General features: G+C 59.2%; 21 protein-coding genes. 18 read left to right on the top strand and 3 right to left on the bottom strand.

Annotated features, from left to right (window positions below; all coding sequences use genetic code 11):
* Window positions 1-2 precede the first annotated feature (2 nt).
* The 10 genes from ACILSR_RS07310 (at window position 3) to ACILSR_RS07355 (ending at window position 13,623) form a co-directional block, all read left to right on the top strand.
* Window positions 3-1,490, top strand: a complete 1,488-nt coding sequence (locus ACILSR_RS07310) for an acyl-CoA synthetase (protein WP_395749085.1) — start codon at window positions 3-5, stop codon at window positions 1,488-1,490.
* 56 nt (window positions 1,491-1,546) lie between these two features.
* Complete coding sequence (locus ACILSR_RS07315; RefSeq protein WP_395749086.1) at window positions 1,547-1,948, top strand: YlbF family regulator; 402 nt, start codon at window positions 1,547-1,549, stop codon at window positions 1,946-1,948.
* Between the two features lie 120 nt (window positions 1,949-2,068).
* Complete coding sequence (locus ACILSR_RS07320; protein ID WP_395749087.1) at window positions 2,069-2,977, top strand: DUF4886 domain-containing protein; 909 nt, start codon at window positions 2,069-2,071, stop codon at window positions 2,975-2,977.
* Window positions 2,978-3,013: 36 nt separating this feature from the next.
* Window positions 3,014-5,047 carry an FAD-dependent oxidoreductase gene (locus tag ACILSR_RS07325; RefSeq protein WP_395749088.1) on the top strand — a complete coding sequence of 678 codons (2,034 nt, stop codon included), beginning with the start codon at window positions 3,014-3,016 and terminating at the stop codon, window positions 5,045-5,047.
* Between the two features lie 7 nt (window positions 5,048-5,054).
* Window positions 5,055-6,641 (top strand): FAD-dependent oxidoreductase, encoded by a 1,587-nt coding sequence (locus ACILSR_RS07330; RefSeq protein WP_395749089.1) that lies wholly within the window; start codon window positions 5,055-5,057, stop codon window positions 6,639-6,641.
* A 5-nt stretch (window positions 6,642-6,646) separates the two neighbouring features.
* The gene (locus tag ACILSR_RS07335) at window positions 6,647-7,915 is read left to right on the top strand and encodes a polysaccharide pyruvyl transferase family protein (RefSeq protein ID WP_395749090.1); all 1,269 of its coding nucleotides are present in this window, start codon (window positions 6,647-6,649) and stop codon (window positions 7,913-7,915) included.
* A gap of 45 nt (window positions 7,916-7,960) precedes the next feature.
* Window positions 7,961-9,370 (top strand): alkaline phosphatase D family protein, encoded by a 1,410-nt coding sequence (locus tag ACILSR_RS07340; protein ID WP_395749091.1) that lies wholly within the window; start codon window positions 7,961-7,963, stop codon window positions 9,368-9,370.
* Window positions 9,360-11,306 carry a DUF4838 domain-containing protein gene (locus ACILSR_RS07345; protein ID WP_395749092.1) on the top strand — a complete coding sequence of 649 codons (1,947 nt, stop codon included), beginning with the start codon at window positions 9,360-9,362 and terminating at the stop codon, window positions 11,304-11,306. The genes ACILSR_RS07340 and ACILSR_RS07345 overlap by 11 nt, the downstream gene beginning before the upstream one ends.
* On the top strand, window positions 11,303-12,184 hold the full coding sequence (locus ACILSR_RS07350) for a metallophosphoesterase (protein ID WP_395749093.1): 882 nt from the start codon (window positions 11,303-11,305) through the stop codon (window positions 12,182-12,184). The genes ACILSR_RS07345 and ACILSR_RS07350 overlap by 4 nt, the downstream gene beginning before the upstream one ends.
* Window positions 12,181-13,623, top strand: a complete 1,443-nt coding sequence (locus ACILSR_RS07355; RefSeq protein ID WP_395749094.1) for a DUF1080 domain-containing protein — start codon at window positions 12,181-12,183, stop codon at window positions 13,621-13,623. The genes ACILSR_RS07350 and ACILSR_RS07355 overlap by 4 nt, the downstream gene beginning before the upstream one ends.
* An 11-nt stretch (window positions 13,624-13,634) precedes the next feature.
* Here the strand turns inward: ACILSR_RS07355 and ACILSR_RS07360 are convergent, their stop codons facing one another.
* Window positions 13,635-14,039 carry a DUF1398 domain-containing protein gene (locus ACILSR_RS07360; RefSeq protein ID WP_395749095.1) on the bottom strand — a complete coding sequence of 135 codons (405 nt, stop codon included), beginning with the start codon at window positions 14,037-14,039 and terminating at the stop codon, window positions 13,635-13,637.
* A gap of 20 nt (window positions 14,040-14,059) precedes the next feature.
* Window positions 14,060-14,437 carry a winged helix-turn-helix transcriptional regulator gene (locus tag ACILSR_RS07365; protein ID WP_395749096.1) on the bottom strand — a complete coding sequence of 126 codons (378 nt, stop codon included), beginning with the start codon at window positions 14,435-14,437 and terminating at the stop codon, window positions 14,060-14,062.
* A gap of 80 nt (window positions 14,438-14,517) precedes the next feature.
* On the opposite strand from ACILSR_RS07365, the gene ACILSR_RS07370 reads away from it, so the two are divergent.
* From ACILSR_RS07370 to ACILSR_RS07380, 3 genes are read left to right on the top strand one after another with little or no spacing between them, the layout of a single operon-like run.
* Window positions 14,518-15,105: a DinB family protein gene (locus ACILSR_RS07370; protein WP_395749097.1), complete on the top strand. Its 588-nt coding sequence runs from the start codon at window positions 14,518-14,520 to the stop codon at window positions 15,103-15,105.
* Between the two features lie 34 nt (window positions 15,106-15,139).
* Window positions 15,140-15,577, top strand: a complete 438-nt coding sequence (locus ACILSR_RS07375) for a DUF5069 domain-containing protein (RefSeq protein ID WP_395749098.1) — start codon at window positions 15,140-15,142, stop codon at window positions 15,575-15,577.
* Window positions 15,578-16,987 (top strand): MATE family efflux transporter, encoded by a 1,410-nt coding sequence (locus ACILSR_RS07380; protein WP_395749099.1) that lies wholly within the window; start codon window positions 15,578-15,580, stop codon window positions 16,985-16,987.
* Between the two features lie 8 nt (window positions 16,988-16,995).
* Here ACILSR_RS07380 and ACILSR_RS07385 read toward each other — a convergent pair whose 3' ends face one another.
* Window positions 16,996-18,486, bottom strand: coding sequence for a hypothetical protein (locus tag ACILSR_RS07385; protein WP_395749100.1), 1,491 nt, complete (start codon window positions 18,484-18,486; stop codon window positions 16,996-16,998).
* 109 nt (window positions 18,487-18,595) lie between these two features.
* Between ACILSR_RS07385 and ACILSR_RS07390 the strand changes: the two genes are divergently transcribed.
* From ACILSR_RS07390 to ACILSR_RS07410, 5 genes are all read left to right on the top strand, one after another.
* Complete coding sequence (locus tag ACILSR_RS07390) at window positions 18,596-20,707, top strand: hypothetical protein (RefSeq protein WP_395749101.1); 2,112 nt, start codon at window positions 18,596-18,598, stop codon at window positions 20,705-20,707.
* A gap of 103 nt (window positions 20,708-20,810) precedes the next feature.
* Window positions 20,811-22,415 carry a fucose isomerase gene (locus ACILSR_RS07395; protein WP_395749102.1) on the top strand — a complete coding sequence of 535 codons (1,605 nt, stop codon included), beginning with the start codon at window positions 20,811-20,813 and terminating at the stop codon, window positions 22,413-22,415.
* 15 nt (window positions 22,416-22,430) lie between these two features.
* Window positions 22,431-24,434, top strand: coding sequence for an FG-GAP repeat domain-containing protein (locus ACILSR_RS07400; protein ID WP_395749103.1), 2,004 nt, complete (start codon window positions 22,431-22,433; stop codon window positions 24,432-24,434).
* Window positions 24,435-24,483: 49 nt separating this feature from the next.
* Window positions 24,484-25,236 carry a sulfite exporter TauE/SafE family protein gene (locus ACILSR_RS07405; RefSeq protein WP_395749104.1) on the top strand — a complete coding sequence of 251 codons (753 nt, stop codon included), beginning with the start codon at window positions 24,484-24,486 and terminating at the stop codon, window positions 25,234-25,236.
* 37 nt (window positions 25,237-25,273) lie between these two features.
* On the top strand, window positions 25,274-25,477 hold the full coding sequence (locus ACILSR_RS07410) for a hypothetical protein (RefSeq protein ID WP_395749105.1): 204 nt from the start codon (window positions 25,274-25,276) through the stop codon (window positions 25,475-25,477).
* Window positions 25,478-25,548: the final 71 nt, after the last annotated feature.

Raw genomic sequence — 25,548 nt, forward strand, 5'->3', positions numbered from 1 at the left:
TCATGCCCGACCTCCCTCTAATCGCTCGCGCCCGCTCCCACAGCGCTTCCATCGCATACCGCACAGCGTCACAGTCCTTCACGTATCAGGATCTCATCAACCGCTCGGCATCCCTTGCCACGGCATTGCTCGCAGACACCGATGACTTGAACGAAGCCCGCGTCGCGCTGCTCGTGCCTGCAGGCTTCGAATACTCCGCCTCCCAGTGGGCGATCTGGCGCGCCGGTGGCATCAAGGTGCCAATCTGCCTTTCCGCCACGGAGCCGGAGTGGGAATACGCTCTCACAGACTCAGGCGCCAGCATCGTGCTCGCAGATAAGTCCATGGCTGCCAAGATCGCGCCGCTTTGCTCCAGACTCGGCGTCCGCTTGCTCGACATCGATTCCATCACCTCCGCACCATCGAAGACCCTGCCCGACATCTCTCCAGACCGTCGTGCCATGATCCTCTACACCAGCGGCACCACCAGCAAGCCAAAGGGCGTGGTCACCACGCACGCAAACATTCAGGCCCAAATTGAGAGCCTCATAGAAGCCTGGGAGTGGAGCGCATCAGATCGCATCCCCCTCTTTCTGCCGATGCATCACATCCACGGCATCATCAATGTCACCTCCTGCGCCTTGTGGATCGGTGCGCTCATCGAGCCCTTCCCACGCTTTGATTTGAGCGCCATCCTCGACCGCGTCCTCAGCGATGCCTTCACACTCTTCATGGCCGTTCCCACGATCTACGTGAAGCTCATCCAGGCACTCGAATCCGCCGATGAAAAAGATCGCGCCGCCATCGTCGCAGGTTTCGCGCGGCTGCGCTTGATGGTCTCCGGCAGCGCCGCACTCCCCGCCAGCGTGCATGAGCAGTGGACCGCGCTCACTGGCCAGAAACTTCTTGAACGCTACGGCATGACCGAGATCGGCATGGCCATCTCAAATCCCTATCACGGCGAGCGCCGCCCCGGCGCTGTGGGCAAAGCGCTGCCCGGCGTCGAAATACGCCTCAAGGCCGAATCTGGTGCCATCATCACCGGCGAAGACGAACCCGGCGAGATCCAGGTGCGCGGCCCCGGTGTCTTTCGCGTGTACTGGAACCGCCCCGAGGCCAGCGCTGAGTCCTTTGATGAAAGCTGGTTCCGCACCGGAGACATGGCCGTGCTGGAGCGCGGCTACTACCGCATCATGGGCCGCCTCAGCGTGGACATCATCAAGAGCGGCGGTTACAAGCTCAGCGCCCTCGAGATCGAAGCCGCGCTCTTGGAGCATCCCCTCATCGCCGAGTGCGCCGTCATCGGCCTTCCCGATGACGTTTGGGGAGAGGCCGTCACCGCCGTGCTCGTCCTCAAAGAAACCGCCACCCTCGACCTCCCCACCTTGCGCGACTGGTGCAAAGGCCGCCTCTCAGTCTATAAAGTCCCGCAGCGCCTGCTCGTCGTCAGCGAACTGCCCCGCAATGCCATGGGCAAGGTCACCAAGCCAGCCGTGCGCGCCTTGTTTTAAATCAGGGCGAAATTTCCCCTGTAAACCCGCTTTTTCCGCCTACTCTCACGGCCCCCATGAACGCATCCCCCCAAATCAAATCCAAGATCGTCGAACTCTGCGAAACCCTCGTGGCCGACGCTGAAGTACAAGGTGCCCGCGAAAAGGCCGAGTCCTTCCTCGCCAACGAATCCGCCGTCTCCCTCTACCGTGAAATGGCCACACTCGGCCGCGCCCTTCACCAGAAGCAGCACCACGGCGAAGAACCCACCGCCGATGAAGTCAGCCGCTTCACCGACCTCCAGGACAAGTGCGACGAGAACACCTCCATCGCCAGCTTCCTCGAAGCCCAGGACATTCTCCGCGGCATCGCTGAGGTGGTCACCAGCTTCGTCGGTAAAAGCCTCGAAAGCGGCAAAGTTCCCTCCGAAGCCGAAGTCTTCTCCAAAGGCTGTGGCGAAGGCTGCGGCTGCCACTGAGGAAACGTTGAATAAATCAACACCGCAGAAAAATGAAAAATCACAGAACCTCGATTCAGAAGGTATTCTCTGCGGTCTTCTAATCTCTTGCGTTGTTAAATCAGTGCCTCCCCAATCCTTATGAAAGCGTTTGCCCTGATCGCCTCGCTCCTGTTTTGCGTCTCGTCCTTCGCGGGCGAGGCCAAAACGGTCAAGCTCCTCACCATCGGCAACAGCTTCTCCGCCAATGCCACCCACTACCTTGGCGATCTCGCCAAAGCCGGCGGCCACACGCTCATCCATCAGCCCCTCGTCATCGGCGGCGCTTCATTCCAGGTCCACGCCGAAAAAGCCCAGAAGCACGAAGCTGACCCCAAAGACAAAGCTGGCCTCTATACCAGCGGCCGCGGCCTGAAGGAAAATCTCGAACTGCAAAAGTGGGACTACGTCACCATCCAGCAGGCCAGCATCAAAAGCCACGACTTCGCCACCTACCAGCCCTACGCCGCCTGGCTCCGTGACTACGTCACCAAACACGCCCCTCAGGCCAAACTACTCATCCACGAAACCTGGGAGTACCGCAAAGACGACCCCCGCTTCACCAAGCCCGGCGATCTCAAATCTCAGGACGAAATGTACAACGGCCTCCGCGCCGCCTACGACAAACTCGCCGCCGAATTCAGCGCCCGCATCATTCCGACCGGCGATGCCTTCCATATCGCCGACACCGACCCCAATTGGGCCTACCGAACCGACACAACTTTCAACCCAAAAATTGCAAAGCAGCCAGAATTGCCGAATCAGACACACAGTTTGCATGTCGGCTGGCGCTGGAACAAGCCCAAAACCGGCACCGGCCCCCTCACTCTCGGCATGGACGGCCACCATGCGAACATGCTCGGCGAATACCTCGGCGCCTGCGTCTGGTATGAAGTGCTCTTCGGCGACAGCCCCGTCGGCAACACCTTCATCCCCAAAGGCCTCGATCCCAAAGACGCCGCCTTCCTGCAGGAGACCGCCCATCGCGCAGTGATCGAACGGACAAAATAGTGTCCAAAACATGGCGTCAGTTTCCTTGTGATTGCCATGTCACGCCTCGTCCTGCTTCTCTTTGCGCTTAGTTTCTCCGTTCATGCCGCCACGGAGGCGGACGTCATTGTCTATGGTGCCACCCCCGGCGGATTCTGCGCCGCCATCGCCGCGGCACGTGAAGGCGCCTCAGTGATCCTCTTGGAACCCACCGCCCACGTCGGCGGCGTCAACACCGGCGGCCTCTGCTTCAGCGATTCCAATCAAACCGTCCGCAGCACCGTTCTCGGCCTCTTCGAAGAATGGCACGCCCGAGTCGAAAAAGACTACCAGATGCGCTCCGTTGCGCTTCCTTACCACGTCAGCGAGAAAGACCACAAGCCCTGGACCTACGAGCCCCACGTGGCCGCCAAGATCACCCAGCAGATGCTGGACGAAGCCGGAGTGAAAGTGCTGACCAAGCGCGTGTTGCAAACAGTGGCAAAACAAGGCACGCAGATCACTCAAGTAACCACAAGCGACGGCGATTTCTCAGCCAGGGTCTTCGTGGACGGCACCTACGAGGGAGATCTCATGGCCGCCGCCGGAGTCAGCTGGACCATCGGCCGCGAAGCACGCAAGGAATTCAGCGAGCCACTCGCCGGAAAGCAGTACCCGAAAGCCAAGCTGCCCATCTCCGGCCTTGATGCCTCCGGCAAACCCCTCCCCCTCATCACCACCACGGATGCCGGCGCAGATGAGGCAGGCGACAAAAACGTCATGGTGTACAGCTTCCGCCTCTGCGTGACAAAAGATGCAGCAAATCGCGTCCCGTTTCCACTGCCTGCAAACTACGACCCCGCGCGCTTTGAGGTCCTTCGACGCTACTATGAGCAGGAGAAGAACCCCCATCTGCTGTGGGATCTCTATCCGCTTCCAGGCAACAAGTTCGACGCCAACAACGGCATCGGCAAACAGTTCTCCATGGGCCTCGTCGGCGCCTGCAATGGCTGGAGTGAGGCAGGTGAGAGCACGCGAGCGCAAATCTGGGAAGCTCACAAACAATACACCCTGGAACTGCACCACTTCCTCAGCACCGATCCCGCCGTGCCGGAGGATTTGCGCAAACAGATGGCAGAACTCGGCCTCTGCCGCGACGAATTTGCCGACTACGGCCACTGGTCCCCACAGCTCTACGTCCGCGAAGGCCGCCGCATGATCGGCGAGTACGTCATTTCACAAAAGGACATCATGGATTCGCCGGCCAAGGAAGATCCCATCATTGTATCCTCATTCCCAATTGATTCCCACGACTGCCAGCGCGTAGGGACACAGGAAATGGTCGTCGATGAGGGAACCATCATGCCCGTTCGCATGGCGGGAAGGCGCCACGGGTATCCTTATCACATCCCTTACCGCGCCATTCTTCCAAAAGCTGCAGAATGCAGCAATCTTCTGGTACCCGTTGCACTTTCCTGCACGCATGTGGGCATCTCTTCCATTCGCGTGGAGCCCACCTGGATGATCCTCGGCCAGAGCGCGGGCATTGCCGCCTCTTTGAGTGCAAAGAAAAGCATTTCCGTGCAAAAGCTGCCCTATTCTGCGCTTAGAGAGCGCCTGCTGGCACAGAAGCAGGTGCTCGATCTTCCAGTTCTTCCTCCCGAACCCAAGGGCGTGATGAACGTAGATCCGAAAACTCTGCCCGGCATCGTGCTTGATGACACCCAGGCCGAACTCAAAGGACACTGGAGCCACTCCTCCGGCTTCAAGCCGCACATAGGCACCGGCTATCTTCATGACGACAAACGCGCCGACGGTCTGTCCGTCGCCATCTTCCGCTGCAAGGTGCCGAAAACAGGCCGCTATGAGCTGCGCATGGCCTATTCACCGCATGCCACACGAGCAACAAAGGTGCCGGTGACGGTGGAATGCGCAGGCCGCACAACGGACGTCACTGTTGATCAAACACAGCCCCTGCCTGCGGGTGAGGCGTTCCGCAAGATCGGCACCACCCAGCTCGATGCCGGGGCTGAGATTATCCTTACCATCCGCAATTCTGGCACCGACGGATTTGTGATTCTGGATGCGCTGCAGCTCATCGAAGCCCATTGATCCGACCATGATGAAGTCTTTTTTCCTCGCGTTGCTCATTTTTACCACCCACCTCAAAGCCGCGGATGTCGTGGTCTATGGCGGTGTGCCTTGTGGCATCGCTGCCTCCATCTCCGCGGCTCGCGAAGGCGCGAAGGTGGTTCTCATCGAGCCGACCAAGCATGTGGGCGGCCTGAGCACTAGTGGCATCAACACCGCCGAGAGCGAGCACATGCTGAAATGGACCATCGGCGGTTTTGCCGATGAGTTTTACCGACGTCTAGGCTCACACTATCAGATCAAAGGACCTGAGTACTTCTTTGAGTCCAGTGTCGCTGAAAAGATCTACCTCGAAATGCTGCGCGAAGCAGGAGTGGAAGTGCATTTCGGAGCATCGGTGGACAAAGTGGCAAAAACCGGCGCACGCATCACCGGCATCACACTCACTGATGGCACCCAACTTACGGCCAGGGTATTCATCGATGCCGGCTACGAAGGGGACCTCATGGCACGCGCAGGCATCAAATACGCCGTGGGCCGGGAGTCGAAGGCCGAATTTGGCGAGGAAGCCGCCGGCATTCGCTTTGACAAGACACCCCGCAAAGCCCGCACCGTGGATGAAAACGGCAGACTGCTGCCCGGCATCAGCGCATGGGCCAGGGACTTGCGTGAGGGAGATGCCCACCGAGCACCGATGAACTACAACTTCCGCCTCACCGTGGCGAAAGATCCAGCGCTTCAAGTGCCCATCCCAGCGCCCAAGCACTACGATGAGAAACGCTATACACTTCTGGCCGGCTGGCTGCGAGATCAGACGCAGCAGGGAAAGCCGGTGAAACTCAAGGACATCGTTGACCCGTATCGGCGTCGGAATGGCAAATTTGAGCTGAACAACAAACAGTCCGCCATCTACTCGCTCGGGCATTTCGGCGGCCAGTTTGACTGGCCGGATGCCAGCTATGCAGAACGCGCCCGCATCTACCAGGACCACATGGAATACACGCTGGGCCTGCTGCACTTCCTGGCCACCGATGAGTCAGTGCCCGCCACGGTGCAAAACGAGATGAAGTCGATGGGGCTGCACAAGGACGAGTTCGCCGACAACGGCCATCTTCCCTACCAGCTTTATGTGCGCGAGGCCCGGCGTATGCGCGGCGAATACGTCGTGAAGCAGCAGGACGTGCAGGAGGACCGCCGCAAGACGGACAGCATCGGCATGAGCAGCCATTTCATTGACAGCCACCATGTGCAGCGCGTGGCCTTGAATGAGGACGAATTTGTCAACGAAGGACGCATCTGGCGAATGGGATATGCGTATCAGATCCCTTATCGCGCACTCACGCCGAAGGCTGCCGAGTGCGAAAATCTCCTCGTCCCCGGTGCTGCCAGCTTCACGCACGTAGCCTTCTGCACCCTTCGGTTGGAGAGCGTGTGGATGATCACCGGCCACGCTGCTGGCGTCGCTGCCGCCATGGCCGTGAAGGAAGATGTGACGGTGCAGAAAGTGCCAGTGTCGCCGTTGCAGGAAAAACTGCGCACGCAGAAGCAGGTGGTCGATTTCATCCCAGGCCTTCCGGAGAAGTGCGAACACCTCAATGGTCCTCCCGAATTTTAATATCCATGCATACCCGCCGTCATTTCATCGCCTCCATCACCGCCGCGTTGGGCGGTTCCGTTTTTGCCGCCGATGGCAAACCGAAGACCCTTTTGCTGCAATCCGGCTGGGACACGGTGAACATTGGCGACATCGGGCACACTCCGGGCACCTTGAGGGTCATCGAGGAGCATCTGCCGGAGGTGAAGGTGGTGCTGTGGGCCATGAAGCTGGATGAACGCGTCACTGCGATGATCAAAACGCGCTTCCCCAAGGTGGATATCCTGCAGGGCAGCCTCACCGGCAAAAGCGAAAAGGACCTGGCATTGCAACAGGCGATTACGAACTGCGATCTGTTCATCCGCAACTCAGGCATGGGTCAGGACATCAGCTTCATGCAGTTTTGTCAGAAAGCGGGCAAGCCATACGGACTCTTTGGCCAGTCGTACTTTCCCAGCATGATTGAAGGCAAAGGTGCGGAAGAGCGCATTGCGCTGCTGAATGCTGCTTCGTTCATCTACACACGTGAGACAAAGACGCTCAGCATTCTTAAAAACGGTGGAATAAAGCCGCCGGTGCTCGAATTCGGACCCGACGGCTGCTTCGGAATTGATGTACGCGATGATGCACGCGGACTGGCGACCATGAAGAAACTCGGACTGGAGGAGCGAAAGTTCATCACCATCCAATTGCGCACCAATACCGCCAAACTCCCCGGTGTTGATGACACTCGTACGCCGAAGCTCAATCCGCTGCATCCCACTCCGGAGCAGATCGCGGATGACGAACGTCGTGCGGCCAAGTATCGCGAACTCGTGACGATGTGGGTGAAAATGACAGGCCACAAAGTGCTGATAGCGCCAGAGACGATCAAGGAGATGGGCCACAACAAGCGTCTCATCCATGATCCGCTGCCGCCGGACATTCAGAAGCATGTGGTGAATCTGGAATACTTTTGGAACTCTGATGAAGCTGCCTCCGTCTTTGCGCGGGCGCATACCATCGTCTGTCACGAGCCGCATTCACCCATCATCGCCCTGGCCAATGGCACGCCGATCATCCACACATACTCCGAGTTTCACTCGCCGAAGTGCTGGATGTTCAAGGACATCGGCCTCGGTGAGTGGCTGCTGGAGATGGACGAGACACCGGTGGAGAAAATGGCGGAGACCTTGTTCGCCATTGATGCCGACTACCCTGCGGCGCAGGCCAAGGTGAAGAAGGCCATGGCGTATGTGCATGAATGCTTTGGCAAATCGATGCAGCATGTGAAAGGCGTCCTCGGCAAAGCCTGATGAATTGGCGGCAAAAAAGGAGGATGGTCCCCGTTTCTACACGCCATGTCTTCCATTTCCCGCCGTCAACTTCTCCGCACTGCTGCTGCCATGCCAGCGGCGGCGCTGGCGTCTCGCGGACAAGCTGCTGAATCCAAGGCCGCCAAACCAGCGGCACCGAAAAAGCCCTCTCCACCGCTGATGCTGCCACCGGTTCAGCCAGGGCCTGCCTACCTGATGGCTGGGCCGATGCTTGGACACGTGGGTCCGGACCGTGCCCACATTTGGGTTCGGGGCACGGCCGCGGTTCCTTGGAAGATTCTTCTCACGGCATCCGGAGCGCAGACGCGGGAAATCGACGGCGGTTCCTTGAAAGTGGAGGCAGGTTTGAGCAGCATCGCGGTCGTCGAAGGGTTGAAGCCAGGGACGCACTACACCTATCAAATCGTGCTGGATGGACGCGAGCAACTGCCGCTGCCATTGCCCTCCTTCACCACGGCACCGGAGATCGGGAGTGCGTGCAGGCAGCGCATTGTTTTTGGCTCCTGTGTGGGCAGGACCACCGCCGCAGCCGCACCTACCTGGGCGGAACTGGCAGAGCGCCGCGCCGGTAGCATTGACGAGGGTGCCTTCGATGTCCTGCTGATGCTGGGGGACAACCACTACGGCGACACCACTGAAATCGAAAAGCTGCGCGTGTGCTACACCGCGCACCGACTCGGCGCCGGGTGGCGAGCGCTCTCCTCCCACACTCCCATTTATGCCATCTGGGATGACCACGACTACGGCCCAAACAATTCCGACGGCACCGAGCCGGGCAAGGCGGACTCCTTAAAGACGTTTCAAGAGTTTTGGGCCAATCCGGCTTGCGGCGAGGCGGACAATCCCGGCTGCTACTTCACCTTCACCCGGGGGGACGTGCAGTTTTTCATGATTGACGGTCGTTACCACCGCAGTCCTAACAAGTCAGAGGATACGCCTCAGAAAACCATGCTGGGAGCGAAACAGCTCGCGTGGCTGAAGCGCGAGCTGCTGGCCAGCAAGGCAAAGGTCAAGCTGCTGGCCAATGGGAGCGAGTGGGAATCGTATGGCAGTGAAGATTCCTGGACTCAGTTCAAGCAGGAGCGCGATCCGTTTCTGCGCTGGATCGACGAGCAGAAGATCGAGGGCGTGATCTTTCTCAGCGGCGACCGACATTTTTCCTCCGGATACCACATCAACGGCCGCTTTCTGGAACTGAGCGCCGGTCCGCTGGGCAGCGTCAATTCGAAGCTGAAGGCGAACAAAGAGCGCTTCACAGGCTTTGATGACGGCCGCCTCTGGGGTGTCCTGGACATCGACACCACGGAGTCTCCACCACGCGTGGCATATGAGTTCTGGCAGGTTGGCCACTCCATGCGCGAACGCCGGGAAATCTCCTGGGCGCAGCTGCATGGCCGTGAAACAATCGAACGCACACCAGGTTATGAAATTTGAAGCCGTGCATGCATGCTGTCTTTTACTGGCGCTTCTCCCGAATGTTGCCTGTGCGGACATGACGCTGGTGAGCGAAGGCGCGCCACGGGCCATCATCGTTATCGCGGACAAGCCCACACGCGTGGCGCGTTATGCGGCGGAGGAACTTGTGCGCCACGTGGAAAAGGCCAGCGGTGCAAAGCTGGAGATTCAAGCCGAAAGCACGGTGAATGCCGGGACCAGGCCGCGCATTTTTATCGGCGACAGCGCAGCGGTGCGCAAAGAGGGGATCAATGTGGAAAAACTTGGCCCGGAAACATTTGTGCTGCGCGTGACGGATGAGGCGGTGTTCATTGCCGGCCAGGATGGCGGTGGCGAGCCTCTGGAGGCAGCCACCATGGGGGGCACGCTGTGGGGCGTGTATGAATGGCTGGACCGCGACCTGGGAGTGCGCTGGCTGTGGCCGGGAGAACTCGGCACCCATGTGCCGAAAACGAAGACCGTGGCTGCCAAAACGTGCGATGAAACCACCGCGCCACGTCTGTTTCAGCGCAGGCTGCGCGCTGGTCTCGGCTTTGAGAGCGAGCATCCGGCGCTGGGCTTCACCAAGGAGGCGGCGAAGCAGTTCAGCGAAGAGCAGAGCATTTACCTGCGGCGGCACCGCATGGGAAGAAGCTTTCCCGTGAGCTACGGTCATGCCTTCACCGACTGGTGGGAAAAGGATGGCGCAGAACATCCTGAATGGTTCCAGCTTTTGGAGAGCGGAAAACGCGGGCCGAACAAGAAAGGCGGCCGTTTCTCCATGTGCGTTTCCAATCCAGACCTGCAGCGAGAGATTGTTGCGCGCTGGACAGCGAAGCGTCCTGCTGATGCCACGACTCCCGGATTCATCAATGCCTGTGAGAATGACATCCTGGGTCTTTGCACCTGTGAGAAATGCCGCGCACTGGATGGCACCGCGCCGGCGGATTATCTGAAGTTTTACCCGCCCACTTCCAAGATGACCGGCTCAAGGTTTGTTTCGGACCGTTATGCGCGCTTCTGGCTTGGCATCCAGCAGCAGGCACCGGCAGGAGTCTCGGTCATTGGGTATGCGTACTTCAATTACTTCCAGGCGCCGACCACTGGCATCAAGCTCAATGAAAATATCCTCATTGGCTATTGCCCGTCCGCAGGCTGGTTTCCGCGTTCCGCTGAGGAGCATGCGTGGATGAAGCAGCAGTGGGCGGACTGGCGTGCCACAAGTGCACGGCTTTTCATGCGCACCAATCATCTGCTGGATGGCTACTGCATGCCTTTCATCTTCGCGCATCAGTTTGCCGATGAGTTCCATCATGCCGTGGAGAAGGGCATGGTGGCCACGGACTACGATTCCCTCACTGGCCACTGGGCCACACAGGGACCCAATCTTTACACGGCGGCCCGCTTGCATGTGCGTCCTGAAGCCTCTGCCGAGGCGGTGCTTGCCGAATATTACGCAGCTTTTGGCGGCGCAGCGAAGGCAGTGGAAAACTACTTCGCCTATTGGGAGAATTACACCATGGGCAGCCGCGAGAAGATCGGCCAGACAATGGAGTCGTTGCAGGCCTCGCGCTGGCGGAGCTGGGCCAAGGCGGCGCATGTGCTGTATCCGCCGGAGTGCTTCGCACCTGCGGCAAAGATTTTGGATGAAGCGGCACGAACTGCAGGGAACGATGCCGAAGCAGCTGCGCGCGTGAAATTTCTCCAGCTCGGGATGGAACACGCCAGGCTCTGCGCTCGCGTCTCCTCTCAGCTCTCGCTTGCCACTTCCACCGCGACTAAAGATGAAATCAAAAAAGCCGTGGATGAACTGATCACATTTCGTCGTGCCCATGAACGCTCTGGTATCGGCAACTTCAATCATCTCGCGTGGGTGGAGGATCTCAGCTGGAAACTGTCCGAAGAAACCAAGCAGACACCCGATCTATACCCATGAGTCCTTTTGCAACGCGCCGCGCCTTTTTGCAGCATCATGCCCTAGTCCTCGCTGGATTCGGCGCTGGAAAGCTGCTGGCGGCAGACACGGATGCCAAACCGCTGCTGCGTGCGGGCTTGATGACAGACCTGCATTATGCGGACAAGGTACCCACGAAAACGCGCTTCTACCGTGAAGCCCTGGCAAAGCTGGATGAGGCGGTGGAAGTCATGAACCGCGAGAAGCCGGCGCTGGTAGTCGAGCTGGGAGATTTCATCGATCAGGCGGATTCCGTGGATCGCGAGATCGAGTGGCTGAAAACCATGGAGTCTCATTTTGCCAAGCTCACCATGCCAAGGCATTACGTGCTGGGAAATCACTGCGTCGGCACGCTGACGAAGCAGGAGTTTGCTGCTCACACAAAGGCGCCCGGAGGCCATGCCTCGTTCGAAGAGAATGGCGTCACGTTTTTGATCCTCGACGCCTGCTTTCGTGAGGATGGCACGCCCTATGAGCGAAAGAATTTTAACTGGCAGGACGCCAATCTGCCCAAGGGGGAGCTGGCGTGGCTGGAAACAGCGCTAAGCAAAGCAGGCGGACCGGTGATTGTCTTCGCGCATCAGCGGCTGGACATGGACAAGGCACATGCCGTGCGCAACGCCGCCGAGGTACGCGCGCTGCTGGAGAAGTCCGGCAAGGTGCTCGCCGTTTTCCAGGGGCACTCCCACAAAAATGACTATCAGCAGATTTCCGGCATTCATTACACCACTCTCGTCGCCATGGTGGAAGGCACGGGATTGGAAAACAATGGCTATTCCTTGTTGGATGTGATGTCTGACGGCTCGCTGCGCCTGAACGGTTTTCGCAGGCAGACCAACCGCACTTTGAACCACGCATGAAACTTCTTCTTATTTCTCTGGCACTTGGAAGCTACACACTGGCGGTGGAGCCCGGCTTTGAATCTCTGTTTGATGGCAAAACGCTCGATGGCTGGAAGCACGGCGGCAACTGGGAGGTCGTGAATGGAGAGATCGCCCGTGTGAAAAAGGGCGGCCCGCTGACCTATGAGAAAGCGAAAGTGCCGGATGATTTCGAGCTGCGGTTCGACTGGAAAGTCGCCAAAGGCTGCAACAGCGGTGTGTACTACCGACCGGGCCAGTATGAGTACCAGCTGCTGGACAATGCCAACAGCTCCTATGGAGAGAATCCGCGTTCAAGCGCGGCGGCGCTGTACTTCTGCATGGCTCCGACCAAGGACGTGGTGAAGCCCTTTGAGCAGTGGAACGAGGCGCGCGTTGTCTGCAAAGGCAGTGTCATTCAGCACTGGCTGAACGGCGAAAAAGTGGTGGATTTTGACTACGCAGACCCGCGTTGGAAAGATGCCGTGAAACTCGTGAGCTACCGCGGCACCGACCTGACCAAACGCGGCGCAAACCTCTGGCTGCAGGATCATGGAGCGGCCGTATGGTTCAAAAACTTGCGCTGGCGTGCCATCCCCGCGGATGAGCCGCTGGTGAGTGAAAACCTCACGCCCATGCCTGTCTCTGAGGCTGCTCTCATCAAGGAGCAGGCGCGCATCCAGGAACTGCTGAACGCCAAACCCAAGGCAGTGAAGAAAGCGGTCTGGAAGCATGAAGAAATGAAGCGTTTCAAGGTCGCAGAAGCGCATCAGGGCGTTGCGGTGGATGACGCGCATTTTTATGCCATCACCAACGCGGCCCTTGGCAAATACCGCAAGGACACTGGAGAGCGCACCGGCGGCTGGAAGGAGGCCAAGGGCGGACGGCTCAAGCATCTGAACGCGGGAGTCGTGCTCGATGGGAAGCTTTACTGCGCCCATTCCAATTTTCCCGAGATTCCCGAAAGGAGTTCGGTGGAGGTATGGGATCCGCAATCGATGCAGCATCTGGAGTCCATCGATGTGACGACCGACGCTGGATCATTGACGTGGGTGGACCGACGAGAGGGAGTGTGGTACGCCTGCTTTGCCCAGTATGCGAAGACGGGCGATCCAGCGATGACGCGGGTGGTGACGTTTGACGCACAGTGGAAGAAGATCGCGGCGCTGAAATTTCCAGCCGAGGCAGTGGCAAAGTTTGGCAAGAACAGCAGCTCCGGTGGCAGCTTTGGGCCTGACGGGCATCTGTTTATCACCGGGCATGACGCGCAGGAATTGTATGTGCTGGATCTGCCAGCCAAAGGCACCGTGCTTGGCTGGCAGACAGCGATCCCGATCAGCGCTCATGGCCAGGCTTTTGCGTGGGACCGTGGTGAGCCGGGCGTGCTGTATTCCATCGACCGCAAAACTTCCGAGGTGATTGTGTCGCGGGTGAAGTGAGGCCAGCGCCTTCAGTCCTGTGGCTTAGCCCCCGGGAACCACTCTGTGTGCTGATCTCCCTGGCGGCCCAGGTAGGTGACCCTCTGGCCCCGCAGGAAAGCGAAGTAACCCTGCACTCCGGCCTGCATGGCGCGAATGGTGAAATCCCGGTAGTGCTGGTTCTTTTGCTGGCTGTCGAGGATGTTTGCCCGGAGCGCTGCCGCGTCAAAGTCTGCCGCAACTGGAGGAAGGTTTTCATAGGGAATCGCAGTGCAGACGACGGCCCCGGCGCTGCCGTAGAACGACTTCCGCAGTGCGATGTAGTCGACGTGATAGAACTCGACACCTGCTTCAATGAGCATGCCGACGATTTGCGGAAACGGCGTGCCTCCGGTGAGTGTGGCGCTGGCTGCGGTGGCGATGAGTTCGGCATTCATCAGAGCCATCTAGGACGCTCTCAGCTCTGCTGCAACAAAACCTTTGTGCCCGGCTCCCACGTGAGACCCCAGTCGCGCATTGACTTTAAAATGGGACGCAATGCCTCGCCTTTCTGGGTGAGTTCGTAGGCCATGCGTTTGCCGCCATCGGCGGCGGGAATCTGCCTTACGATGCCGGATTCGAGCAGGCGCTCCAGGCGGTCGCTGAGGATGTTGGTGGGGATGCCCTCTGGGGATGCGGAGAAATCTTTGAAGCGGCTTCGGCCGAGCATGAGATCGCGGATGACAAGCAACGTCCAGCGATCGCCAAACAAGTCGAGTGCACAAGCGACGGGGCAGGGGGAGCGGCGTGCAGGAGAAGTGCTGCGCGTGTGTTTGGAAGCTTGGGCTTTAGGCATGAAGAACCATCGTTTGCAATACTTGCATTTCAAAAGTAAAATACTTGCAAAGAGCAAGTGATTGGCGAAGCATGTGCCGCATGAGCACTCCTGCTGAACCTCAACTCGCTCCGCCTGGTGCCGGGCTTCCCCTTTTTGAACTCTGGGCTGCACGGATGTTGTTTGCGCTGAAACGACGGCGTGGCTCCCGTGAAACCTTTGTGCGCAAATTTGTGCAGGAACGCGCGCAAATCCAAACCTTGGTGAATGCCTGTCCAGAGGAGCTACGTGGAGAGCGTGTGCTCATCCGGCGCCTGCGCGGACTGGAGGACAGCAGCCGCCACTGGTCTGTGTGGATGACGCTGGACCATCTGCGCATCACCAACACCGCCGTCGTCCGGGTGATTCATGCACTCACGCACGGCCGCGTGCCACCTGGCGTGGCGAGCACAGCGGCGGTCAAACCGGACCCCAGCGTGACGGCGGCCGTGGAGGCGGATTACGAGCAATCATGCGATGCGGTGCTAAATACGATCACCGAAGCGTCTGAATTGAAAACGAGTATGCGGTTTGCACATCCGTGGTTTGGGCCTCTGGATGCAATGGGCTGGGCGGCGATGGCAGGCACGCACCTGGGGCTGCATCGTGCGCAGATTCAAAGCATCGTGGGGGGAATGAGCAGCACCTGATTGACAAATCCCTGCCACCGGCGAGGCATTCCGCATGCCTGCCAAACCCGACCCCGCCACACTGCCCTGCAGTCCTCTCGATGAAACCGCTGGTCTGAAATACTTCCCGCGCATGCTTGGCAAGATCCGCCTGCATGCCGCAGGAAAGCTGTGGGAGGAACTGCATGCGAACCTGGGCAAGGGCAGCGACGGCGCCTGCACCGGATTTCTGCACGTGAACTATGATGACCTGAAGGCCCGAGTGCTGGAAGGCGGCACGGACGAGGATATCCTGCACTGGTGCCAGGTGCATGGCCGTCCTCTCAATGACACCGACAAACTCGTCTGGAACTATTACACGATGAAGCTGGGCATCAATGACCACATCACGGCCATCCTGGCAAAACGGAAGGCTGAAAGCGGACTCGGTGATCGAGACGACATCCAGACCATCACGCATTACATCGATGTGGATGAAGGAAGGCTGCCTTGAATGAGTGAAGAGACTTCACCGCCGACGCATTCATTCTGGCAAAGCGTGCGGCAGTCCCTGCGTGGCGAGGAGCATGACTTCACGGCCCTGCCGCTGAACCGTGCTGTGATCCTGCTCGCGGTGCCGATGGTGCTGGAGATGGTCATGGAGTCTCTGTTTGCCGTGGCGGACGTGTACTGGGTGTCACGGCTGGGCAAGGATGCCGTGGCTGTTGTAGGACTCACGGAATCCGTCATGACGCTCATCTACGCGGTGGCCATGGGGATCTCGATCGCTGCGACGGCGATCGTCTCGCGGCGCATCGGGGAGAAGGAGCCGGAGCTCGCGGCGCAGGCTGCGGGGCAGATCGTGCTTCTTGGGGTGCTGGTCTCGGCGGGCATCGGGGTGGTGCTGGGCTGGTTTGCGCCGGACATTCTGAGGCTGATGGGAGCGGACGAGACCATCGTGACGCTCGGCACCGGTTTCACCCGCACGATGCTGGGCGGGAATGCCACGGTTTTCCTCATCTTTCTCATCAATGCCATCTTTCGTGGTGCCGGAGATGCGGTCATCGCCATGCGGACGCTGTGGCTGGCGAATGCACTGAACATTGTACTGGGACCCTGCTTCATCTTTGGCTGGTGGGTTTTTCCGGAGATGGGCGTGACAGGTGCGGCGGTGGCGACGAACATCGGCCGCGGTGTCGGCGTGCTGTATCAGCTCTGGCATCTCGCGGGGCATCACAGCCGCGTGAAAGTCCGCTGGGGGCATTTCAAGCCGGTGCGGGAAGTGCTCGGCGCGGTGCTGGGGAAGTCTGGCAGCGGCATTGTGCAGCTTCTCATCAGCACCACGAGCTGGGTGGGGCTCTTCAAGATCCTGGCACACTTTGGCAGCGCTGCGCTGGCGGGCTACACGATTGCCATCCGCATTGTGATCTTTGCGCTGATGCCCGCATGGGGGCTGGCTAGCGCGGGTGCCACGCTTGTGGGGCAGAATCTCGGGGCGCAGAAGCCGGAGCGGGCGGAGCAGGCGGTCAAAATTGCCGTGAAGTTCGATGTCATTGCCCTTTGCCTGATCGGCCTTGTCTTCGTGCTGCTGGCGCATCCCCTGATCTGCCTCTTCACGCAGGAGCCTGAGGTAGTGGCTTTTGGCACGCAGGCCTTGTGGATTCTGAGTCTGGCTTTTCCACTTTATGCGGCGGGCATGTGCTTTGAGTCTGCCTTCAACGGTTCTGGAGACACCTGGACACCTGTATGGCTGAATTTTTTCTGCCTGTGGCTGGGGCAGATTCCCATCGCGTGGGTGCTGGCGAAATCGCTGGGCTTTGGCCCGGTGGGGATTTTCATTGCCGTGCCGGCAGCGAATTCACTGCTGGCCATCGCGAGCTGGCTGCTCTTCAAACGGGGCCGGTGGAAAACCCAGAAGGTTTGAGAGCGGGATCAGGGCTGCTGTGCTTCAGCGTTGGAGAGACTGAAGAGGCGGCTTTGCTTCAACGAGACCACGATTTTGACGGGACGATCTGTCACCGCGGAGGCGTGCTCTTTCCAACGGGCAGGCCAGCGCGTCGCGTCCGTCTTCAGAGCTTCGCTGTCTTCCAAAGTGTAACCCGCAATGGGACTGCCGTCGGCTTCCAGCAGTGCCACACGGACTTCGCCGCCAGTGGCGTTGGCGTTGATCAGCAGGCTGCCTGAACCGAGGCGCAGAGGCTTCGTCTCCACGTGTCCGCGCTCTCCGGAATCCAGTGAAGCAAAGCCGTGCAGCCGCCATTCGGCGCGGCCGATGGAGATGCGCTTGGGCGGAACTGGGGCGCCGTGGCTGGTGGTGAGCGCAGTGTAATAGACCCAGGTCTCATCTCCGGCATGAACGCAGGTGCTTGAGACTCCGAGAATGGTTCCCGCATCAAAACCACCCGGCTGACCACGGCTGATGACGCTGAGTCTCGGATGGGTGCGCTGCCAGGTGCTGCCATCGGCGCTGGTGATGAGCTGCACTTCAACGATGCCATCCGTTGCGCTCTGGCCCGGTGTCACTTCCGAGGGTTTGCGATTCTTGCCGAGCACATGAAACATGGTGGGCAGGCCGATGAAGCCGGCTGCGTGCGGGAAGACGGACATGTTGTTGACCTCGGTGTGTTCATCGGGGTTCGTGGTCCATGAATTGTCCTCCGCATCGGGCAGAAAGACCAGCTTTGGCTCGCTCCATGTTTTGAAATCAGGACTGCGTGAGAGGCTGACCGTGCGGCCGAGCTTCTCGTGAGGCTGGCGGTTGAAGGCGAGGTAGTCTCCCGAGATCGGGTCGCGGGAGAGGCTGATGTTGTCCGAGGACTTCAGAATCGCCTGCTTGGGATAGCTCTGCCACTTCAGGCCGTCGGCGGAGATGGCGGCATAGTATTTGCCCATCAGCGAGCCAAGCATCTTGTAGCGGCGCGCGGGATCGGGATCGCGCGCATCGACGTAAACGCTTGGGCTGTGGAGGTCGTAGACGATGTTGTTGGCGGTGGAGCCTTGGAAGCTGTGCAGGCCGAGCTCGGGCTTGTCCCAGTGAAGGCCGTCCTGAGACGTTGCGTAGAGCACCATGTCTCCCTTGCCTTTGCGAAAGCCGGGCACCGAGGGCTTCACACCGGAGGCGTCCACGTCCGGGTGGCCCAGGTACCACATGCAGAAGCGCTTTGCGGCCGGGTCAAAATGAACCGAGCCATAGACATACACGCGGCTGCCTTCCCATGGGCGCTCCGCCACCAATACGGGTGCGCTGCGAGTGCGCGCAGGATGAATGGTGCGCAACACTCCGGAGCTTGCGGAGACGCCGCTGTCATCCGCAAAAAGCAGCGGTAGCTCGCGCAATTCCAAGTTTTGTTCCGCAGCAGGCGCATGACCGAAGGACATCGCGAAAATCGTCGCGATGACTTTGCTCAAAAGATGACAGGCCATGGCTGCATTCGATTTCATCAGCAGCAGCTTAGGAGATGCGCGGCTCTTCTCCAGGATTGTTTGCTTCCTGGTGGAAAACGACCGGGAGGCGGCTAAAAGTCCGGGCCCTATGAAATGTGCCTTGTTCCTTCTGTGCGGTTTGATCACTGCCTCCGCAGCCGATTTGAAAACGACCGGAGCCGGCATCGAAATCTCCGCCGGCAGCCTTGGGAGTTTCGTGCTGAGCTATCCTGAACTGGCGCCGGCGCATAAGCAGATCGAGGTGAAGGCTGCGGGTGCCAATGCCACGGTGCGTTATGAAGGCGGGGCGGAATGCGGGATTTCCATCAGCAAGGATGAGATCGATCTTACCTTCAAGGGCATGCCCACGGATGTGAAATCGTGGAAGATGTCCGTGCTTGTTGACATCGGATTCGCCAAAGGAGGAACCTGGAAGATCGCGGAAAAGGAGGGGGCGTTCCCGGCAGAGAAGTCGAATCCTCCGCAGTTCGCCAGCCTCAACAGCACCAGCTTTTTGATCAAAAACGCCCAGGGGCAGAGCCTGAGTTTCACCACTCCAGACCACGCCTTTCAGCAGCTCACCGACAACCGCGAGTGGAACTGGGCCATCTACAACTGGTTCTTCATGGTGCCGTTCAACCCGGACAACCCGAGCGCGAAAATCCGCGTCACATCGGATCTGGCTTCTGTCGCCAAATTGATCGACGCTTTTGGCCAGAGCATCAAAGACACATTTCCGAACAAGCTCAAGAGCCTGGAAGACCTGAAGGCTGACGTGGAGGCGGACAAGAGCTACTACGCCAGCATTGAGGAGCCGAAGCTCGACCGTTTCGGAGGATCTCCGGGAAGTGGTGAGGCGCTGGGATTGAAGAAAACCGGGTTCTTCCACGTGGAGCAGAAGCAGGACAAATCGTGGCTGGTGGATCCTGATGGCAACGCCTTCTTCCACCTTGGCATCTGCGGTTTCGCGCCGAGCGATGACTACACCTACGTCACGGGACGCGAGGGCATCTTTGAGTGGCTGCCGAAGGCGGAGGGAGAATATGCCAGCGCGTTCCGGCCCGGAGATGGGAATGCGAATTTCTCCTTCTATCTCGCGAATGTGATCCGCAAATTCGGTGCACCCTACAACTATGAAACGCATGCCACGCGCATGATTGAGCGCACGCGCAAGTGGGGGTTCAACTCCATCGGTGCCTTCAGCCCCACGCCGGAGAAGGCGCATGTGAAGGCTGATTTCCCGTATGTGACGAGCCTGCCGATCAACGCCTGGGAAGGTGTGCCGCGCATCCCAGGCGCGCATGAAGTGTGGGATCCGTATGATGCAGCCACCTCGCAGAAAATCGCCGAAAACCTCGCGCGTGAACTGCCGGCGCGGGCGAACGACCCGCTTCTCATCGGGTACTTCATCGTGAACGAGCCGCGCTACGACGAACTGCCGCGTGTCATTCCCTCCCTCACAGGCGGCCAGGCGTGCAAGCTGCGCCTGGTGGCCGCACTGAAGGAAAAGTATCAAACCATCGATGCGTACAACACGGCGTGGCAGGCAAAGGCGGCTGGCTTTGATGAACTGGCCAGTGCCGGGCTCGCGGTGACCACGGAGGCTGCAAAGGCAGATGTGAAAGCGTTCGTGGGGGATTTCATGGAAACTTATTTCGCGCAGATCGAAAAGCTCTTCCGTCAGCACGACGCCAACCACATGCTGATCGGCAGCCGCCTGCAGCCGGTGACGATCAACGACGAGCAGCTCTGCAGCATCATGGGCAGGCATCTGGACGTGGTGTCCTACAACTACTACACCTTCGGTGTGGACACGGCGGCGCTGAAACGCTTCCATGAATGGACGGGGAACAAGCCGATGATGCTGAGCGAATTTTTCTGGGCTTCACCGAAGGACAGCGGACTCATTGGAGGACGTGAGGTGAGCAGCCAGCAGGAGCGTGGTCTGGCGTATCGCAATTACGTCGAGCAGAGCGCCGCTCTTGGATTTGTCGTTGGCATTGAGTGGTTCACCCTCATTGATCAGGCAACGACAGGCCGCTGGTTCAGCAAGTACAACGGGGAGAGCTACAACACGGGCCTCGTCAGCGTGGCGGACCGGCCGTGGAAGGACATGCTGGCGGAGATGATGAAGACGAACCATTCCATCTACGACCTGCTGATGGGCAAACGGGCGCCTTTTGCGTGGGGAGATCCGCGTTTCAAGGTGGAAGCGAAGTAGCGAGGCAGGTCAAGAATGGTCAACCGGGTGCCAAGGATGCTCATTTGCGTCCGGTTGTCAGTTGTGCTGGTGCTCGGCAAGTCTTCTGGCTAGGATGTTTTTTATGCCTGCCAAATCTAAAATCGTCCAGCTCGTGGCCAGTGGTGACCTGCGCCTTTCCGCCAATCAAACCTGCTGGCCAGCCCAGGCAGCGATGGAAAAAGCGCTGGAGGCCGCCTTGAAGGCCGAGGGCTGGGAAGTCAAACGTGCGCATGCGGCGGACACCGCTAAGAAGCACGGCTTCATCGACTCGCAGAAGATGGGGATCGAGGTGTTCCGTGGGATCGACCCCGAGGCGCCATTGATCGTGGCGGAGGCGGTGTGGCAGTATTCGCACCATGTGCTGGCGGGTCTGACCACGCATCGCGGTCCGATTTTGACGGTGGCCAACTGGAGCGGCCAGTGGCCGGGGCTGGTGGGCATGCTCAATCTGAACGGCTCCCTGACCAAGGCAGGTGTGAAATACTCGACACTCTGGAGCGAAGATTTTACCGATTCGTTTTTCAAAACCAAGCTGAAGCAGTGGCTCAAGACCGGGAGCATCGTCCATGATCTCAGCCATGTGCAAAAGTTGGAGAAGGTGAAGGTGCCGGCCAAAGCCGCGGCTCTGGGCAAGGAACTCGCCAACACGCTGCGCACGGACAAGGCGATCATGGGCATCTTTGATGAAGGCTGCATGGGCATGTTCAATGCGATCATCCCTGATCACGCGCTGCACGCCTGCGGCGTGTTCAAGGAGCGGCTGAGCCAGTCCGCACTCTACCATGAAGCCATGCAGGTGAGCGACAGCGACGCCCTGGCCATCCACACCTGGCTGGTGAAGCACGGCATGAGTTTTCATCTGGGCGACGACCACGCCGCCCAGCTCACGCGGGATCAGGTGAGGCTTCAGTGCAAGATGTACACGGCGGCTCTGCGGATCGCGGATGATTTTGGGTGTGATGCCATTGGCATCCAATATCAGCAGGGCTTGAAGGATTTGCTGCCCGCGAGCGATCTCGTCGAAGGGATGCTGAACAATTCGGACCGGCCGCCGGTGAGGTCACGTGACCGTAAACGCACCCTTTACGAAGGCCAGCCGCTGCTGCACTTCAATGAAGTGGATGAGTGCGCCGGACTCGACGGCATGCTCACACAACGCGTACACCGCGCCCTGCAGCAACCGGTTGAAACGACGCTGCATGATGTGCGCTGGGGCGAGAAATTTGGCGAGGATTACGTCTGGGTGTTTCTGATCAGTGGCGCGGCGCCGCCGGCTCATTTTGCCGAAGGCTGGAAGAGCGCGGAAGGCTTCCGCCAGCCAGCGATGTACTTTCCCAACGGCGGATCCACCCTGCGTGGCATTTCCAAACCTGGCGAGATTGTGTGGTCGCGCATTTATGTGCAGGACGAAGCGCTGCACATGGACATCGGCCGCGGCTGTGTGGTCGATCTCCCACGTGAAGAAACAGAACGCCGCTGGCAGCTGACCACCCCGCAGTGGCCGATCATGAGCGCGGTGACGTATGGCGTCAGCCGTGATCAGCTCATGGCCAAGCACCAGGCCAATCACGTGCAGGTGGCCTATGCCAATGATGCCAAGGCCGCGGATGACTGCCTCCATGCCAAGGCGGCCATGGCCCGCGCCCTGGGCATGCAGGTGAATGTTTGCGGTACTCTGACGCGCTGATTTTTTCTCCCAACCATGAAGCTCCTCCAACCCCTCCTGCTCGCCTGCCTTTGTGCGAAGGCCCTTGCCGCTGACGGTCTCGCGCCGCTCAAATACAACAACCCGGGCCTCGTGGTCGATCTTGGTGTGGGTTTATGGGCCTGGCCGCTGCCGATGGACTTCGATGGTGATGGCGATCTCGACCTGGTGGTGAACTGTCCGGACAAGCCTTACAACGGTGTGTACTTCTTTGAGAATGCAGGTGGCGACACGGCGAAAAACAAGATGCCGGTGTTCAAGCCCGCCAAGCGCATCAGCGCAGGAAAATCAAACGTACAAGTCAGCTACGTGGATGGCAGTCCTGTTGTGCTGTCTCCAGGCCGTGAATACCCAGACTTCCTCAAGACCGGCTTGGACAGTGAGAAGAAGCTGCCGGTGGATGCCAAGGTGCATCCCAATAAAATTCGCGCCGACATGTGGCGCATGGTGGACTATGACGGCGACGGCAATCAGGATCTCATTGTCGGCGTGGGCGACTGGACCGAGTATGGCTGGGACAATGCCTACAATGAGAACGGCCGCTGGATGAACGGCCCCATCCGCGGCTATGTGTATGTGCTGCGAAACACCGGCACGAAAGACAAGGCCGCCTATGACAAACCAAAGAAGCTCATGGCAACCGACCGGCCGGTGGAAACCTTCGGCTGGCCTTCGCCCAATATGGCCGACTTTGATGGCGATGGAGATCTGGACCTGCTCTGCGGCGAGTTTCTCGATGGCTTCACCTATTTCCAAAACACCGGCACCCGCACGCAGCCCAAGTATGCACTGGGAGTCCGCCTGAAGGCGGACTCAGGCCGCTATCTCACCATGGATCTGGAAATGATCACTCCCACGGCCATCGACTGGGACAAGGACGGCGATCTCGATCTCATCTGCGGCGATGAAGACGGCCGTGTGGCCTTCATTGAAAACACCGGCAAGTTTGAAAACAAGGTGCCGGTATTTGCCGAGCCGCGCTACTTCCAGCAGGAGGCGGATCAGGTGAAGTTCGGCGCGCTGGCGACGCCCGTCGGCTTCGACTGGGATGGCGATGGCGACATGGACATCATCTGCGGCAACACCGCAGGATACATCGGTTTCATTGAAAACCTCAGCGGCAAGGGAGTGGAGCAGCCCAAGTGGGCGGCTCCAGTGCGCCTCGAAGCAGACGGCAAGGTCATCCGCCCTATGGCCGGACCAAACGGTTCCATCCAGGGACCTTGCGAGGCTAAGTGGGGCTACACTACGCAGACTGTGGCTGACTGGGATGGCGATGGGCTGCCAGACCTCATGCTGAACTCCATTTTGGGCAGGGTGGTCTGGTACAAAAACATCGGCACGCGCTCGAAGCCGAAGCTGGCCGCCGCACAACCCGTCGAGGTGGAGTGGGACGGCGCACAGCCTGTGCTTGCCTACGGCTGGCTGCGCCCGGAAGGCAAGGGACTGCTCACCCAGTGGCGCACCACGCCTGTGGCCGTGGACTGGAACAAGGATGGTCTGACCGATCTCGTCATGCTCGATCAGGAAGGCTATCTGGCCTATTTTGAGCGGGCAAAACAAAAAGGGAAACTGGTGCTCAATCACCCGAGGCGTGTGCTTTGCGCTGCACAGGATGCCAAGGCACCGGGCCTGATCGACAAGGCGTTGGAACACATCAAGGTCAAGACCCCCGTGGCAATGAAACCAGGCGAGCCGTTGCGCCTCAATGCCGGCATCGCGGGTAAAAGCGGACGCCGCAAGATCTGCATCATGGACTGGGACCAGGATGGAAAGCTCGACATCCTCCTCAATTCCGCCAACGCCAACTTCCTCCGTCAGACCTCCAGCGGCGATGGCAAGTGGTTCTTCGCCGACATGGGCCTTCTGATCGACACCAACATCGAAGGCCATGACGTCAGCCCTACCACGGTGGACTTTAATGGCGATGGCCTGCCAGACTTCGTCGGCGGCGCTGAGGACGGGCATCTCTATTATCTGAAGAATCCAAAGACAAAATAAGGGGTCATTTTCTTCATGCACGGCACCCTGCGCTGAGTAGTGACGGAAAATGACATTTCTCGAATTTCTCGCCTTGAGCGCCGCTGGCTGCACCGCCGGGGCTATCAATGCGATTGCGGGAGGCGGGACGCTGCTGACGTTTCCCGTGCTGCTCATGTGCGGCACGCCGCCCGTGCTGGCCAATGCCACGAGCACTGTGGGGCTGGTCATCGGCACCGCGGGGAGCATTGTGGGTTTTCGGGGGCATTTGAAGGCAATCCGTTCGAAGCTGGTTCAGTTCGTCCCGATCTGCCTCGTTGGAGCGGCGATCGGGAGCTGGCTGCTCACGCGGACGAGCGATGACCAGTTTTCCAAGCTCATTCCCTTCCTAGTTCTGTTCGCCACGGTTCTGTTTTTCCTGCAGGGCTTCCTGCGTAAATCTGCCACCACGGGAAGGTCGCAGGCGCTGTGGTTTTCTCTAGCCCTTCAGCTTCCGGTGGCGATCTACGGGGCGTTTTTCGGCGCGGGCATCGGCATCCTCATGCTCGCCTCATTTGGCTTCATGGGCATGACGAACATCCATGAAATGAATGCGCTTAAAAATGTGCTTGGATCGCTGATCAACATCATTGCGGCCGTATGGTTTATCGTTGTCGGCATGGTGAACTGGCCGCAGGCCCTGGCGCTGACGGCGGGGGCGCTGATCGGCTATTACTTCGGTGCGCATTATTCTCAGCGAATTTCGCCTCAGAGAGTGAGGCACGTCATCACAGCCATCGGTTTCATCATTTCCGCGGTGATGTTCTGGAAGCAGTTCGGGTGACAAGCGCGAGACGGATGCCGGATGCGTATTACTTGGTATGAAAACCAGCATTCTACCGATTTATCTTCTGTGCCTCATGGCGCCTTCCTGCTCGCTTGTCACGGTTCCGGTCAAAACGGCAGGCAAAATCGTTACGACCACTGTCTCCACCACCGGCCATGTGGTCGCGGCTCCTTTCGATGCCGTCGGTGGCCACAAGGACAGGAAAGAAGCAAGGCGGGATAAGGAGGAGGAACTGTAGCCGAATGTGAGGCTTCCGGGAGCATCCAACACCCGTGCGAATGCGCCTTTCCAGAGGCCGGCTTACCTGGA

The organism is Prosthecobacter sp., from assembly GCF_044222565.1.
GTDB lineage: Bacteria > Verrucomicrobiota > Verrucomicrobiia > Verrucomicrobiales > Verrucomicrobiaceae > Prosthecobacter.